Below are 15,871 nucleotides of genomic sequence, written 5' to 3' on the forward strand. Positions count from 1 at the left end.
TCCCAGGCGCCCCGGGCCGACAAGGCCCGGGGCGCCTGTCGTTTTCCGGGTCCTGCCGCTCCGGGGCACCGCATCCGACCCACCCGACGAGGAGCCCCCGACATGACCGCCACCGCAGCTGAGACGAACGCCTCGGACAAGACCGGTGCCCGTACTCCCGAGGCCGCCGGTGTGATCACCGGTGCGCGGGAGCGCATCGACGCGCTCGACGACCGGATCATCGGTCTGATCCAGGAACGGATGGCCGTCTCCGCCGTCATCCAGGAGGCCCGCATCGCCTCCGGCGGGCGGCGCGTGAACCTGTCCCGCGAGATGGAGGTCCTCGGCCACTACAGCGAGGCCCTCGGCAAGCCCGGTACGTCCCTCGCCATGACGCTGCTCGAACTGTGCCGCGGTCGCATCTGAGTTCGCAGCCCCTTTAACCCGTACGGCGCGTGACCGCCCGGCGAACCCCTTCGTTGGTGGTGGTGTCCGTGCCAGCCAGGGGCGGGCCCGAAAGAACCACGCGTGGCTTGCTGGAGTGATGAGACGTACGGGTCGTGCCGGACGTCGTGGGACCTCACTCCAGGGTTGTGGCCGGACGGCAGGGGACAGCAGCCCGGTCACCCAAGTAAACGGTCGGCCCCGGGGACGCCCGGGGCCGACCGGCGGAAAATGCAAAAATGCACAACCCTGGGTCAAACGGTTGCGTACGCCCCGTCCATCCAGCACGATGCGTAGAAAGCCCCAAGTCCCGCCACAGACACCTGCATTGCTTGCACTTCCGTACCGTCAGAGGTCGAGACCATCCGCGCGCCCCGAATGCGCCGGGGCGGCGACCCAGGGCACAACGGACAAGCGGCGCAACCCCCCGGCGCCGCTCCCCAGGCACCGACGCTGCCCTGACGTCGGTGCTGACGGAGAAGGGCCCCGCGGCCCAAAGCCCGCGGGGCCCTTCGCATGTCCGGGCAGCGGTCAGACCCTGGACACCGTCCCGCAGCCCCTCGTGCGGTCGTCGTCGATGCCCTTGCTGCGGTCGTACGGGTCCGTGGTCGGGCCCGTGGGAGGGGCGCCTGTCGGGGTGTCCGACGTGAACTCCGGGTGCAGGTAGCCGTCGTAGACGTCACAGGCGGAGTTGCCGATGTCGCGGTCGTAGCGGCGGATGGTGATCTTGCCGGGGGTCACCTTGTAGCGGGCCGGGTCGGACATCTGGATGTCGAGGACGCGGCGCACGATGGTGCGGGTGACCTCCTTCGAGCCGCCGGTGCGGACGACCGGGTAGACGAAGGTGTAGTCGGCGTGCACGGCGACGGAGGACTGTTCGCCGGCTTTGAAGGTGATGCGGCCACGGGTCTTGATCACGTCGCCGACGAGTTTGATCTCCGCCGGGTCGAAGCGGCTGAACATGGACAGCGGGTCGTGCTTCTCGTCCGGCTTGGCCAAGGCGGTGTCGAGCCGTGTGAGGAGTTCCGTCTGCCGTGGCTCGATCACGCCGAGCGCGGTGGCGGGGCGTTCGCCGCGCAGGGTGGCCGAGTTGAGGTTCGCGTCGACCAGGAGGGTTCTGGTCTGCTGCAGGGCCTGCTCGACCTGAGCCTTGGAGAGCGTGCCCACGGGGGTCGCCTTCGGCAGGACGATGCCCGCCGCGCCGTCGGCCCAGCGCTCGGCCGGGGAGCCGGCGAACGGCCGGGCGAGGGAGGGGGTTTTGGAGTCGGCCGGGGAGGGCGGGGCGGTGGGGGCCGCGGTCTCCGCCGGGAGCGGGGAGGCGGAGGGCCCCTCGTGGGCCTTCGTGGCGAAGGGGTCGCCGGGGATGACCGACGGTTTCACGGCCACGACGGCCACGGCGGCGGCGAGGAGGACGCCGAGCACCGGCCAGACGCGGCGGCGCCGTTCGGGGCGGGCCGGGCCGGCGCGCCAGCTCTCCGGGCTCTCGCCGCGCGCGTCCTGCTGCCGCAGCCGCTCGGCGACCATGCGGGCGCGGGCGGAGGGCTCCTTGGGGGCGGAAGCGAGCTCTGCCTCGGTGTCCTTGAGGAACTTGTCCCACACGTCGTCGGGTATGGAAGGCTCCTCGCCGGAACCGGAACTCCGCTCTTCGGACGGTCTGTCGACCACGGCGCGGACGCCTTTCTGCTCAGGGTTCTTGGGGGCTCGTCGAGGTGCTGCTCGTCGACGGCTGTCATGTGCATCGCCTACCGAGCAGCAGAGCGTACGTGACCCGGACACGTAAAAAATCCGACCCCCGTGAACTGCCACCCGTCGCGAGTGAGTGACGTAGGCCACATAAGAATTCTGTGAGTGCCGGCACAACCATTCACAGGCTTCACGGATCCAACCAGGCGAACCTAGGGCCACACCCGCGCCCCACACGCGAAGCCCTCCCATCGGACTGGACTCCCTTGAGGTCGTCATGAAGCTTCGTCGTGCCATGGGCGTTGCGGCCGCCACCGCGGTCCTCGCACCCCTTGCGCTGCTGTCCGCGCCCCCCGCGTTTGCGGAGGAGACGCCGGCCACCAGCGCCACCGAGACCGTGTCCGAGACGCCGACCGAAACGCCGAGCGACACGGCCTCGGCGACGGCGACCGACACCGGTCAACCGACCGACACGGCCAAGCCGAGCGCCCCGGCGTCCAGCTCGGCGCCGACCACCAGCGCCCCCGCGAGCGAGTCGGGCAAGCCCACGTCCTCCACGTCGGCCGAGCCGAGCGAGGACCCGTCGCCCTCCGACGGACCGGTCGACGAGTGCAAGGACTCCAAGGTCGACGTCAGCATCACCGGTCTGCCGGGCAAGATCGCGGCGGGCAGCGGCTGGCACAAGTTCTCGCTGAACGTCCTCAACAACTCCGACTCCACGCTGAACGACCTCGACTTCTTCGCGGGGGCCTCCCCCGACAAGAACGGCGAGGACCTGTTCAAGAGCAAGCAGGTCCGGCTCCAGGCGTGGAACCCGGACGACAAGGTCTGGGAGGACCTCGACGAGGGCGGTTACGCGGTCGGCTACGTCGGCTACGCCGACGAGCTGAAGCCCGACTACGAGGTCGACATCCCGCTCCGTGTCAACGTCACCTCGTCCGCCCCGGTGGGCGCCGGCTTCTCGCTCGGCGCCACGATCTACGGCGACAGCGACGGCGAGTGCACCGGCTACGGCGACGTCGCCTACAAGTTCCAGATCGTGTCCGGCGGCACGGACACGTCCGGCACCAAGCCGCAGGAAGGCGGCGAGGCTCCGGTCACGGCCACGAAGCCGTCCGGCGACACACCGAAGGTCACCGGCAGCCTCGCCGCGACCGGTTCGAGCTCCGCACTGCCGGTGATCGGTCTCGTCGGCGGTGTCGCCGTCGTCGCCGGTGCCGGTGCGGTGTTCGCGGTGCGTCGCCGTCGGACCGGCGCGGGCGCGTAACAACACCTGACTGCAACAGCTCACTGCAAGAAAAGAAGGACCCGCACTCGGAGGGGGGTGCGGGTCCTTCGCTGTGTCTGAGCGGCTTCTGTGTCTGAGCGGCTACTTCTTCGGCGGCACCGCCGGCATCCCAAGGAACGGCAGCTTCAGTGCGCCGAAGGCGTCCGCCGGGACCGCGGGGGCGTTCGGTTCCACCGGCTTCAGGCGTTCGTACGCCGCTCCTTGTGCCGGACGCGGGTCCTCCTCGCCCTTGTTGGGCCAGTACGACATCGCGCGCTCGGCCTGGGCGGTGATCGTGAGGGACGGGTTCACACCGAGGTTGGCGGAGACCGCCGCGCCGTCCACCACCGAGATGCCCGGGTGGCCGTAGAGGCGGTGGTACGGGTCGATCACGCCGGTCTCGCGCGAGCTGCCGATCGGGCAGCCGCCGAGGAAGTGGGCGGTGAGGGGGGTCCCCATGAGTTCGCCGACGTTCGATCCCGCGAAGCCGTTGATGTCGGCGGCGATGGCGGACGCGCTCTCCGAAGCGGCCCTGATCTGCTTGGGGTTGGGGGCGCCGTGGCCCTGGCGGGCGGTGAGCAGGCCCTTCCCGACCCCGTCCGGCTTCAGGTACGTCGTCAGGGAGTTGTCCAGCGACTGCATCACCAGGCCGATGATGGTCTTCTCCGACCAGCGGCGGTTGGAGAGGGAGCGCAGCACGAGGAGAGGGTGGCGGGCCGCGTTCGCGAGCCAGCCCATGACCCTCGACGAGCCTTCCGCGTACGGCACCTGAAGGATGGACAGGCCGCCCATCGAGTTGGAGCCCTTGCCGTAGCGGACCGGCTCGATGTGGGTGTTCTCGTCCGGGTGGATGGACGAGGTGATGGCGACTCCCTTGGTGAAGTCGACCTTCGGCTCGCCGGTCGCCTTGCGGTAGCGGCGGTTGTCCGTCTGCGCGCCGACCAGCGCCTCGGAGTTGGTACGGGTCAGCTCGCCCAACTTGTCGGAGATGTATGGGAGTTGACCGCCCGCTTTCATACGGTGCAGCAGGGTCTGGGTGCCGTAGGTGCCGGCCGCCAGCACCACCCGGCGGGCCTTGAAGGTGCGGCCCTTCGACGACTTGCGGCGGTCGTCGGTCGGGAGGGTCGCCACCGCGTAGCCGCCCTGCGAGTCGTCCGTGATGGACACGACCGTCGTCATCGGGTGCACGACCGCGCCCGCCTTCTCGGCGAGGTAGAGGTAGTTCTCGTTGAGGGTGTTCTTCGCGCCGTGCCGGCAGCCGGTCATGCACTCGCCGCACTCGGTGCAGGCCTTGCGGGCCGGGCCCGCGCCGCCGAAGTAGGGGTCGTCGACCTGCCCGCCGGGCGCCGCCTTCGACTTGCCCTCGGCGTCTTTCCCGTCGCCGAAGAAGACTCCGACGGGAGCCATGTGGAAGGTGTCGCCGACGCCCATCCGCTCGGCCGCGGCCTTCAGGTGGACGTCGGAGGGGGTCATCGTCGGGTTCAGCCGTACGCCGAGCATGCGCTGCGCCTGGTCGTAGTACGGCTTCAGCTCCTCCTGCCAGTCCGTGATGTCACGCCACTGGGGGTCGTCGAAGAACGGCTTCGGCGGTACGTAGAGGGTGTTGGCGTAGTTGAGGGAGCCGCCGCCGACGCCCGCACCGGCCAGGACCATGACATTGCCCAGCAGGTGGATGCGCTGGATGCCGTACATGCCGAGTTTCGGCGCCCAGAGGTAGTTCTTGAGGTCCCAGGAGTTCCTGGGGAGGGACTCCCGGGTGAAGCGGCGGCCGGCCTCCAGGACACCTACGCGGTAGCCCTTCTCCGTCAGGCGCAGGGCGGTCACCGAGCCGCCGAAGCCGGAGCCGACGACGATGACGTCGTAGTCGTAGGTGTCCTGTGACACGTGCTCTCCTCGTTGAGAACGGGTGTTTCTACTTGAAGCGCAGAGCCTTCATCAACCTCAGGCTGCGGCTCATGAACTCCGCGTACTTCTCGTCGTTCATGCCCAGCGAGGGCGCCATGGGGAGCAGCCGCTGCTGGGCGACCGTCTGGGCCTCCGTGTACTTGAGGATGCCCTCGGAGCCGTGGCGGCGGCCGAGGCCGGAGTCCTTCATGCCGCCCATGGGGGACTGAACGCTGCCGTAGGCGGGGGCGTAGCCCTCGTTGACGTTGACGGTGCCCGTGCGGAGGCGGGAGGCGACCTCGCGGCCGCGGCTGCCGTTCTTCGTCCAGACCGAGGAGTTCAGGCCGTACGGTGTGGAGTTGGCGTGCTCGATCGCCTCCTCGTCGGTCTTGAAGCGGTAGATCGAGACGACCGGGCCGAAGGTCTCCTCGGTGCAGACCGACATGGGCTCGGTGACACCGTCGAGGATGGTCGGCTCGAAGAAGTACGGGCCGATGTCCGGGCGGGCGACACCGCCGGCGACGACCTTCGCGCCCTTCGCCACGGCCTCCTCGACATGCCGGGTGACGGTCTCCAGCTGGCGTTCGCCGACCAGGGAGCCCATGTCGGCGCCGTAGGCGAGGGAGGTGCCGAGGCGCATGGCCTTGGTGCGGGTGGCGAAGCGCTCCAGGAAGGTGTCCGCGATCGACTCGTGGACGTACAACCGCTCGATGGAGATGCAGAGTTGGCCGGCGGAGGAGAAGCAGGCGCGGACCGCGCCCGCGGCCGCCTTCTCGATGTCGGCGTCCTCCAGGACCAGCATGGCGTTCTTGCCGCCGAGTTCGAGGGAGACGCCGACCAGGCGGGCGGCGGCGCCCTGGGCGACCTCGCGGCCGGTGCGGGTGGAGCCGGTGAAGGAGACGTAGTCGGCGTGCTTGACGACCTCGGGGCCGACGACCGGGCCCTCGCCGAGGACGACCTGGAAGACGTCGGCCGGCAGACCGGCCTCGATGAGCAGGTCGCGGGCCCACAGGGCGGTCAGGCAGGTTTCGGTGTCCGGCTTCATGACGACCGCGTTGCCCGCCACGAAGGCCGGGAGCGCGTCGCCGACGGAGAGTTCCAGGGGGTAGTTCCACGGGGCGATCTGGCCGACCACGCCGCGCGGGTGACGGAGTTCGGTGACCTTCGTCAGCGTCGGCATGGCGCCCGCGTGCCGCTTCGGCTTCAGGTACGCGGCGGCCCGGCGGCCGTAGTGGCGGGCCGCGACGGCGACGGCCTGGACCTCCTCGTGGGCGTGCAGCCGGGCCTTGCCGGTCTCCAGCTGGATGAGGTCGAGGACCTCGGCCTGGCGGGCGAGGATCAGGTCGTGGAAGCGGAGGAGGACGGCCGCGCGCTGCCGGACCGGGGTCTGCGCCCAGACCGCCTGTGCCGCGCGGGCCGCGTCGAAGGCCTTGGCGACGTCCTCGGGGGTGGACTCGGGCAGGTCGGCCAGCTTCTCGCCGGTGAACGGCGTGTGGTTGGCGGTGCGTCCGGAGCCGACCACGCCCTTGGTGAGCTGCGCGATCAGCTCGGGGGTGACCACGTCGGCGGCGGTGCGGGCGCCTTCGGGGGCTGGGGCGAGAGGGTTCGTGCCGGTCTTGGCCTCGGCATGCGCTTCCGTCATGAGGCGCAGGGTATGACGGCTCGGGGGCTTTGGGTACCCGTCGGTAACGCGGCTTCACCGAGTACACACACGCCGCCAGTGCTCACTGGCAAGGTTTGCGCTGATCAGGCGTTGTGCGGGGACGACGGGGAGCGGTTCAGTCCTTTCCGATCACGAGGCGGTCACGTGCGCCCTTGAAGAGGGTCGTGCCCTTCTTCTCGGCCGGGGTGCCCTTGGGCATGTCCACACGCAGTTCGTACATACGCCCGTCGTCGGTGCGGATCATCAGCTGCATCACCCGGACCCGGGTGCCGCCCGGGCTGTAGGTCGTGTCGGTCTGGACGGCCTCGTAGCCGTGGAAGGTGGTGCGGGTGTACTGGGTGCGGGCGTCCCCGTTGTACCTGTTCCAGACGGCGTGCGCCTGCTGCGCCTGGGCCATCGGGGAGCGGGGCGCCCGGTCCCACTGGGTGAGGCGGATGGTGACCCTGGCGTCGGGCCCGTCGTACTCGACCAGGCGGGGCGGCCTCGCGGCGCCGCCTTCCCTGGCGGACTGCCGGTAGCGGCTCGGCAGGGTCAGCACGGCGTTCATGCCCTGCTCCCGGTGTGCGGTCCAGACGGTGGCACCGGGGCTGGAGGTCGCCTCGCGGCCCGGAGTCTCGGTGAGGGTGGCGGCCCGTTCGGTGACGCCTCCGCTGTCGGACTCGACGAAGTAGGGGGTGCCGAGCCAGGCCCCGCCGACCAGCAGGACGGCGAGCGCGGCAAGGGAGGTGCGGCGGAGCAGGAGAGCGCGCTTCGGGGCCGGGTCGGGGTGCGGGACGCTCGCCGTCGTGGGTTCAGCGGGCGGCTCGGGGTCGGAGGGGTGGGGCTCGGACCGCTCGGGTGCCGGCCGGGGCCCGGAGGTGGGTGCGGTGTCGGATTCCGGTACGACCACGGGGGCCGCCGCCTCGGCCGGCGGGTCCGGCACGGGCGCAGCCCCCAGTCGTACGGTCCCCCTGTCGTCGGCGAACTCCCGCAGCCCTGCCGTGCCCTGGGCCACCGTCGAACCGGCATCGAACTGCGGTACCGGCCAGCCCTCCGCCACGGCCTCCAGCACCGCCCCGGCCTCCTTCGCGCCGGGCCGCTGCTCCGGGTCCTTCACCAGCAGCCGGGCGATCAGCGGGCCGAGCGGTCCGGCCTGTTTCGGTTCGGGCGGGTCGGAGGCGATGACCGCGGCGAGGGTGGACTCCACCGTCGTACGCCGGAACGGGGAGACTCCCTCCACGGCCGCGTACAGCAGCACGCCCAGCGACCACAGGTCGGAGGCCGGTCCGGCGCCCCGGCCCGACATCCGCTCGGGCGCGACGAACTCCAGGGAGCCGACGAACTCCCCGCTGACGGTGAGGGATTCCTCGCCCTGGACATGGGCGATGCCGAAGTCGGTGAGGACGACACGGCCGTGGGCGCCGAGGAGGACGTTGGCGGGCTTGACGTCCCGGTGCACGATGCCGACGGCGTGCGCCGCGTCCAGGGCGCCGAGGACGGCGAGGCCGATACGGGCGGCTTCGGAAGCGTCGACCGGACCGCGCTGGAGGACCTCGTGGAGGGACTCGCCGCGGATCAACTCCATGACGATCCAGGGCAGTCCGTCCTCCTCGACCACGACGTCATGGATGGAGACGGCGGCGGGGTGGTCGACGCGGGCGGCGGCGCGGGCCTCGCGGTAGAGGCGGTGGGCGGCCCGCCGGTGGTGCTCGTCCTCCGGGTCGCCGGGCAGCCGCGGCTGCTTGACGGCGACGTCCCGCTCCACGAGTTCGTCGTACGCCTGCCAGACGGTGCCCATCCCGCCGGAGCCGATGCGCTCGGTCAGCCGGTAGCGCCCACCGAGCAACCGACCTTCGCGCGTCCGTTCGCCGCCTGCACTCATGCCTCATGAGTACCTTGCGGAACGGGGACTTGTCGACGTGAGCCCTGCGTCACGGCGTCCGGCGGGCGAAGGCGAACGCGTCGCCCCGTCGCCGCACCTCCACGACCCCCGATCCACCGAAGTGCGCGGGGATCACCAACTCGCCCTCGTCCACGGCTCGTTCAAGAACGCGGCGGCGACTGGTGACCGCCTGCCCGGGGTCCAGGCAGAAGCAGCTGCTGCACTCGGGGTGCAGGATCTGGACCGGGCTGTGCAGCAAGTCACCGACGAACACCGCCCGTTCACCGCGCGAGGCGACGCGCAGGACGGACGAACCGGGGGTGTGGCCGGGAGCGGACTCCAGGGTGAGGTGCTCGTCGATGCGGTACTCGCCGTCCCACAGCACGGCCTGCCCTGACTTGTGCACCGGCGCGATGCTGTCCTCGTGGATCAGCCGGTCGTCCGGGCGTACGCCGCCGCCGTATCCGCCGTCGGGGCCGAAATGGTGATCGTCGGCGGCCGGGAGGAGGTACGTGGCACGGGGGAAGGTGGGAACCCAACTGCCCTCCACATCATGGGTGTTCCAGCCGACGTGGTCGCCGTGGATGTGGGTGTTGACGACGACGTCGACGTCCTCCGGCCGCACTCCGGCCTGCGCGAGCCGCTCCGGGAAGTCGCCCTGCCGCTGGTGGAAGAGGGCGTTGCCGGGCCGCTCGCGGCCGTTGCCCACGCCGGTGTCGACGAGGACGGTGCGGCCGGCGCTGCGGACCACCCAGGTCTGCAGCGCGACCACGGCACGGTCGCTGCCGGGCTCCCAGTGGTCCGGGACGAGCGCCTCCCGGTTGTCCTGCCACACCTCGGGGCCGACGCCCGGAACGAGGTCCCGGACCGGGGCGTAGGGCGCCCGCCACTCCACGACGCGGAGTACCTCGACGTCACCGATCATGAAACCTTGCGCGCTTCCATCGTTTTCATCAGCCATGTCAGGAACACTAGAAGCGCTGCGGTGAGCATTCCAATGCCTATCCTGCTCATTCGGATACGCTTGCGTCTCATGGACGTGGTGAGTGATGCGATCTCCGCCGTACGCATCGGACAGCCCTCCTCGAACCGGCTGCGGGTCTCCGGCTCCTGGTGCACACGGCTCGCCCCGTACGAGGGCGCGGGGTTCCATGTGGTCCTCGCGGGCGGCTGCTGGCTGCTGCCCGACGGGGGCGGTGAGCCGGTGACGCTGGGCGCCGGGGACGTCGTACTGCTGCCGCACGGGGCGGGGCATGTGCTGGCGGACGCACCGGGCGATACGGCGCGGGCCGTGCCGTTCGAGGAGATGAGCCGGCCGACGGGGGCGCCGGGCGGGCGGGAGGTGGAGCTGCTGTGCGGCAAGTACCGCCTCGACCGCAGCCGGGTGCACCCGCTGCTGGCGGAGCTGCCACAGGTCGTCCATCTGCCGAACCGGGTCGGCTCCCACCCCGAACTGCGGGCCGCCGTGGACCTGTTGGCGCGTGAGCTCGACGAGCGCCGCCCGGGCTCCTGCCTGGCCCTGCCGAGCCTGCTCGACCTGCTGCTGATCTACATGGTGCGGGCGTGGACGACGGAGGCCGACACCGCGAAGGGTGCCTGGCCGGCCGTGCTCAGCGACCCGGTGACCACCTCCGCCCTCCGCGCCCTGCACTCGGACCCGGCCGCCCCCTGGACCAACGACCGTCTGGCCGCCGAGGCGGGCGTCTCCCGTGCGACGCTGGCCCGCCGGTTCACCGCCCTGGTCGGCCGCCCGCCCATGGCGTATCTGACCTGGTGGCGGCTGACCCGCACGGCCGCGCTCCTGCGCGACACCGACGCCCCGCTGGCCTCGGTGGCCCGGGAGACGGGATACAGCAGCCCGTACGCCCTGTCGCACGCGTTCAGCAGGGAGTTCGGGGTGACGCCCGGCAGGTATCGGGCGGAGGTGCGGCGCTGACGGCAGGTCAGAGACTGTCGATGTCCACATTCGCGATCGCGGTCTGCGCCACCTCGCGTCCGCGCGCGGTGAAGTCGCCCTTGCCCGGGTAGCTGACGATCAGTTTGTACAGGTCGCCGGCCGAGGACTTGTAGTAGAAGATCCGCACTTCGCGCGGGAGCGGGTGCTGACTGTCGTTGGTCTTGTAGACCACCGTGTTCTCGGCGGAGGGTTTGTTCCTGTACGTCGTCAGCCTGGTCTTCGTCTTCGTGTCCGGGCCGCCGGGCATGTTGAGTTCGTACGCGCCGCTCTGCTTGAACGTGCCGTTGTCGTCGTACATCTGGGCGGCCGCGGAGTCCTTGATGGTGCCGCCGGTGTCCTCGGACTTCTTCTGGAGGCTCAGGGTGATCCCGATCGCGCCGCTCGGGTCGCTGTACGTGACCCAGTGGTTCTTGTCGGTCTTCCGGTCGGGCAGCTGCCGGTCGTAGCCGCCCGGCACCGCCAGCGTCGCGGCCACGTCGCCCACGTGGTGCGTCTCCCAGCCGTCGGGCAACGGGCCCGCGAAGGGATTCGCGATCACCAGGTACGCCGCCACCACCGCCGCGAGGACGCCCGCACCGGCCCCGAACCAGGCCTTGCGGCCGAGCCGGAACCCTCGGGTGACGATCCGTACAGGCTCCGTGGGCGCGGGTGCCGGCGGGTTCGCGGCCTGTTCCAGCAGCGCCCGGACCTGTGCGGCGTTCGGACGTCTCGCCGGGTCCTTCTGCAGCAGGCCCGCGATCAGCTCGGCCAGCGGTCCCGAAGCCGAGGCGGGCGGCGACGGCGTGGCGTTGAGGACCGACTGAAGGGTGGCCGGCGTGTTGCTGCGGCGAAAGGGGGAGACGCCCTCCGTGGCCGCGTAGAGGACGACACCCAGGGACCAGAGATCGGAGGCCGGGCCGGGGCGCTGGCCCAACACCCGTTCCGGGGCGATGAACTCGGGCGAGCCGACGAAGCCGCCCGTGTCCGTCAGGCTCGTCTCGCCCTCGATCTGGGCGATGCCGAAGTCGGTCAGGACGACGCGGTCGTGGCGGCCGAGGAGCACGTTGTCCGGCTTGACGTCCCGGTGCAGGATTCCGGCCGCGTGTGCGGCCTCCAGCGCACCGAGCACCTCCAGGCCGATCCTCGCGGCCTCGCGGGCGTCCAGCGTGCCCTCCTGCAGGGCGCTGCCGAGCGAACGGCCCTGCACCAGCTCCATCACGATCCACGGGCGGCCGTCGACGACCGCCACATCGTGGACACCGACCACCGCCGGATGATCGAGACGGGCCGCGGCGCGGGCCTCGCGACGCATGCGCTCGTAGACGTTGCCACGTTCACGTTCAGGAAGATGCTCCGGGACGCGCGGCTCCTTGACGGCGACCTCGCGGTCGACGGTCTCGTCCTTCGCTCGCCACACCGTACCCATGCCGCCGTGCCCGAGCTTGGCCAGCAGCCGGTAACGACCCGCGACGAGGCGCCCGGCGCCGGGCTCCGGCTGCCGAGGTCTGGGAGGTTGCAGAACGAAACTCGTCGTGTCGTCGGACTCGTGGCCGACTCCCCCGCTGCTGCTCATGGACCATCCATATCGCGCCAGACACCCACGCATCCAGGGTTGGCGCATTCCGGTCACACACCCGTGACGTATCCCCCGGGGAATCCCCGGGCCCGCACCTCACCCGGCCATGAACGTGTCCACCGCGACATCGAAGTACTCCTTCGCCTCCCGCACCTTCCCGACCGGCGCCGACACCCACACGTCGTACATGCGGCCGCCCTCCTCCCAGCACAGGTCGTATGTGTGCCGGGGGCCCTCGGCCGCGCTGAAGCCGCTCCAGGTGAACTCCCAGAGGGCGGCGGGGTGTCGGTGTTGGGTGGTCGGGGTGACCCGGCCGTCGTGGTAGCCGGGGTTGGTGTCGGAGCCCTTGGCGGCGGCGCGCCGCATCACCGCGAGCGGGCCGCCCGTCTCGGGGTCGGTGGCCTTGATACCCAGCCGGAAGGTTTCTCCCGATGACAGGTAGAAGACGCGCTCGCCCTGCGGTGTGCGGGTGAAGTCCTCCGGTACGGCGAGGGAGAAACCGGCCGGGTCGTCGGCGACGCGGTAGCCGGAGGGGGCTGAGGGACGGGTCGCGGTGACGGGCGGCTTGGACGACGGGCGCGACGGGCTCGGTGTACTGGAGGGGTGCGACGGCGATGCACTCACCGAAGTCCGGGGTGCCGAACTCGTCGGCGTGCCGCCGCCCCCCTCGCCGCCCCGGTTCATGAGCAGCGCCGCCGCCGAGACCCCCGCCCCGGCCATCGCGGCGACCAGCAGCGCGGCCACCAGCACGCCCCGGGTGGAGTGCCTGGTCTCCACGGTGGGCGACGGCGAGGGCGCAGGAGCCGGCGCGGGCAGCGGTGCGGGCGGGCGGGGCATGTCCCGCTCGGTCGGTGTGTAGCCGGGGGGCAGGGCCGGGGTACGGCCGGTGTCACGGTAGGCGCGCAGCATCCGCTCGGCCTGCTCCGCCGTCAGCCGGCGGTCCGGATCGCGCTCCAGCAGGCCCAGTACGACGGGCAGCAGCGGCTCGGCCTGCGCGGGCGGCCGTATGTCGTCGAACACGACCGCGTGCAGGATGCCGCCGAGCGAGTCGCGCCGGAACGGGGACTCGCCGCTCAGCACGGTGCACAGCAGCGCGCCCAGCGACCACAGGTCGGACTCGGGGCCGGTCCTGGCCCCGGACATCCGCTCCGGCGCGGTGTACTCGGGCGAGCCGACGAAGGAGCCGGTCTCGGTGAGGGTGGTGGCGCCGGCGACCTGGGCGATGCCGAAGTCGGTGAGGACGACCCGGTCCGTGCCGGACTCCAGCAGCACGTTGGCGGGCTTGATGTCGCGGTGCAGCACCCCGGCGTCGTGCGCCGTGCGCAGCGCGCTCAGCAGGCCGACGCCGATCCGGGCGGCCTCGGCGACGTCGACCGGCCCGCGCGCGGAGATACGGTCGGCGAGCGAGCCGCCGTCGATCAACTCCATGACGATGTACGGGCGTTCGTCGTGCTCCACGACGTCGTGCACGACGATGATGTGCGGATGGCGCAACTGGGCCACCGCGCGGGCCTCGCGCAGGGCGCGGTCGCGCTGGCGCCGGGCCTCCTCGGCGGTGAGTGTCTCGTCCAGGTCGAGGGGGATCTCCTTGACCGCCACCTGCCTGCCGAGCAGCTCGTCGGTCGCCCGCCACACCACGCCCATGCCACCGCGCCCGAGTCTCGCCTCAAGCCGGTAACGGCCCGCTATGACACGGACGCCTTCCCCCTCGGTCCCCATGCGCCCCATCATGCCGCACCGGACGACCCGGCTCCGGGGCGCCGACCGGCCAACCCGGCCGGATCACGACCCGCTACTGCGAGGTCTTCTCCTGCCAGCCCTGCAGCACCGACTTGAACTGCTTGCTCGTCTTCGCCCAGTCGGCCGCCGGCGAGGCCATGTAGATCGCGTACTCGGTACCCGCCCCCGAGAAGTAGGTCTCCTCGATCGAGCGCCACGGCCCGGGGAACTTGGTGCCGTTGGACTGCGCGGTCCAGGTGGCCTCCCACAGGGAGCCGTCGTAGTCGCGGTAGTTGTTCTTCTCCATCCGCACGGTCCGGAAGTCGAGCAGCCGGGACTGGAGCAGTTGCTCCAGTCTCTTCTGGTGGTCGTACGCGTTGGTGAAGTCCGGCGAGGTGTCGATGGCGATCCGGACGTAGTGCTTCTGGTGGTCCGGTGTGTAGTCGACCTGCCTCAGGTCGCCGTCGATGCCGACGACCTTCCGCGACCAGCCCTTGGGCAGGTACACGGTGAAGCCCCAGGGGTCGTGGTACGCCTGCCAGTCGGCGGGAACGGTCCCGTTGGCCCCCCGGCTCGGCGAGCTGCTCGGCGACGGGCTCTGCGACTCGGAGGCCGTCCTGTCGGAGTCCGGCTGTCCACCGTGGTCCTGCTGCTGCAGTGCCACGGCCGCACCGCCGCCGACGATCGCCGCGAGGGCGACCACCAGGACGAAGGTGCGCAGGCGTCGGCGCTTGCGGGCGGGCGGGGCGGGGACGGGTCCGGTGGGCTGCCCCGGGCCCATGCCGGTCGGCCCGATCGAGGTCGGCCCGGTCATCGGCGGATACGGCGCGGCCGAGCCCGGCTGCGGCCCCGTACGGGAGCCGGTGTGCGACCCCGCACCGGTGCTCCCCGTGTCGAAGCCGTGCTGCGTGTGCACGTACGCCTGTGCCGCGTTCGACCGCCGTCCTTCCGCCACCTCGGCGAGCATCTGCTCGGCCTCGGCCGCGGACGGCCGTACGGCGGGGTCCTTGTGCAGCAGCGCGGCCATGACGGGCCCGAGCGGACCGGCGTGCTGCGGATCGGCGGCGTTCTCCTCCACGACCGCCTGCATGGTGGACAGCGGCGAGGTGCGGCGGAACGGCGACCTGCCCTCCACCGCCGTGTACAGCGTGGCGCCGAGCGCCCACAGGTCGGAGGCGGGGCCCGGGTCGTGGCCACGGACGCGCTCGGGGGCGAGGTAGTCGACGGAGCCGACGACCTCGCCGGTGCGGGTGATCGTCGTATCGCCCTCGATCTGGGCGATGCCGAAGTCGGTGAGAAGGACGCGGCCGTCGTGGCCGATGAGGACGTTGCCGGGCTTCACGTCACGGTGCAGGACGCCGGCGGCGTGCGCGGCGCTCAGCGCCCGCAGCACCCACAGCCCGATGCGGGCGGCCTCGGCGGGCTCGAGGCGGCCCCGCTCCTTGACCGCGTCGGCCAGCGAGTAGCCCTCGACGAGCTCCATCACGATCCACGGGCGGCCGTCGTGTTCGAGCACGTCGTGCACGGTGACCACAGCCGAGTGGTTGATGCGTGCGGCGGCGCGTGCCTCCGCCCGGGTGCGCGCGAGCAGCCGCTCCTGTTCGCTCTCGGACACATAGAGCGCGGCGGTCAACTCCTTGATCGCGACGGCGCGGTGCAGCACCTCGTCGTGTGCTCGCCACACGCGGCCCATGCCGCCGCTGCCGATCGAGTCGGCAAGCCGATAGCGGCCCGCGACAAGCTGGCCCTGCATCTGATTCACGTTGCCCCGCAATGCTCTTGACAGGGTCAGACTAAGGACCGGCCCGTCAACAGGGAACAACGGGGGTCCCAAGGAGACCGCACTGTGACGGTTGTCG

At 71.2% G+C, this 15,871-nt stretch carries 11 protein-coding genes; 3 read left to right on the forward strand and 8 right to left on the reverse strand.

Going from position 1 to position 15,871, the window contains the following annotated elements; all coding sequences use genetic code 11:
• Positions 1-102 precede the first annotated feature (102 nt).
• Positions 103-405: a chorismate mutase gene (locus tag ACWDAG_RS25625; RefSeq protein ID WP_450697900.1), complete on the forward strand. Its 303-nt coding sequence runs from the start codon at positions 103-105 to the stop codon at positions 403-405.
• Positions 406-954: 549 nt separating this feature from the next.
• Here ACWDAG_RS25625 and ACWDAG_RS25630 read toward each other — a convergent pair.
• Positions 955-2,088: a hypothetical protein gene (locus ACWDAG_RS25630; protein ID WP_450697901.1), complete on the reverse strand. Its 1,134-nt coding sequence runs from the start codon at positions 2,086-2,088 to the stop codon at positions 955-957.
• 295 nt (positions 2,089-2,383) lie between these two features.
• On the opposite strand from ACWDAG_RS25630, the gene ACWDAG_RS25635 reads away from it, so the two are divergent.
• Positions 2,384-3,373: an LPXTG cell wall anchor domain-containing protein gene (locus tag ACWDAG_RS25635; protein WP_450697902.1), complete on the forward strand. Its 990-nt coding sequence runs from the start codon at positions 2,384-2,386 to the stop codon at positions 3,371-3,373.
• Between the two features lie 102 nt (positions 3,374-3,475).
• Here the strand turns inward: ACWDAG_RS25635 and ACWDAG_RS25640 are convergent, their stop codons facing one another.
• The 4 genes from ACWDAG_RS25640 to ACWDAG_RS25655 all read right to left on the reverse strand — a co-directional run bounded on the left by ACWDAG_RS25640 (position 3,476) and on the right by ACWDAG_RS25655 (position 9,742).
• On the reverse strand, positions 3,476-5,257 hold the full coding sequence (locus tag ACWDAG_RS25640) for a GMC family oxidoreductase N-terminal domain-containing protein (protein WP_450697903.1): 1,782 nt from the start codon (positions 5,255-5,257) through the stop codon (positions 3,476-3,478).
• A gap of 28 nt (positions 5,258-5,285) precedes the next feature.
• A complete protein-coding gene (locus ACWDAG_RS25645; protein WP_450697904.1) occupies positions 5,286-6,899 on the reverse strand; it encodes a succinic semialdehyde dehydrogenase in 1,614 nt (537 codons plus the stop codon).
• 136 nt (positions 6,900-7,035) lie between these two features.
• On the reverse strand, positions 7,036-8,781 hold the full coding sequence (locus tag ACWDAG_RS25650) for a protein kinase domain-containing protein (protein ID WP_450697905.1): 1,746 nt from the start codon (positions 8,779-8,781) through the stop codon (positions 7,036-7,038).
• A 49-nt stretch (positions 8,782-8,830) separates the two neighbouring features.
• On the reverse strand, positions 8,831-9,742 hold the full coding sequence (locus ACWDAG_RS25655) for an MBL fold metallo-hydrolase (protein WP_450697906.1): 912 nt from the start codon (positions 9,740-9,742) through the stop codon (positions 8,831-8,833).
• Between the two features lie 72 nt (positions 9,743-9,814).
• On the opposite strand from ACWDAG_RS25655, the gene ACWDAG_RS25660 reads away from it, so the two are divergent.
• A complete protein-coding gene (locus ACWDAG_RS25660) occupies positions 9,815-10,717 on the forward strand; it encodes an AraC family transcriptional regulator (protein ID WP_450697907.1) in 903 nt (300 codons plus the stop codon).
• A gap of 7 nt (positions 10,718-10,724) precedes the next feature.
• Here the strand turns inward: ACWDAG_RS25660 and ACWDAG_RS25665 are convergent, their stop codons facing one another.
• The 3 genes from ACWDAG_RS25665 to ACWDAG_RS25675 form a co-directional block, all read right to left on the reverse strand.
• The gene (locus ACWDAG_RS25665) at positions 10,725-12,290 is read right to left on the reverse strand and encodes a serine/threonine-protein kinase (protein ID WP_450697908.1); all 1,566 of its coding nucleotides are present in this window, start codon (positions 12,288-12,290) and stop codon (positions 10,725-10,727) included.
• 99 nt (positions 12,291-12,389) lie between these two features.
• Positions 12,390-14,012, reverse strand: coding sequence for a serine/threonine-protein kinase (locus ACWDAG_RS25670; RefSeq protein ID WP_450697909.1), 1,623 nt, complete (start codon positions 14,010-14,012; stop codon positions 12,390-12,392).
• A 73-nt stretch (positions 14,013-14,085) separates the two neighbouring features.
• The gene (locus ACWDAG_RS25675; protein ID WP_450697910.1) at positions 14,086-15,765 is read right to left on the reverse strand and encodes a protein kinase domain-containing protein; all 1,680 of its coding nucleotides are present in this window, start codon (positions 15,763-15,765) and stop codon (positions 14,086-14,088) included.
• Positions 15,766-15,871 lie beyond the last annotated feature (106 nt).

Source organism: Streptomyces sp. NPDC001157, assembly GCF_053598255.1.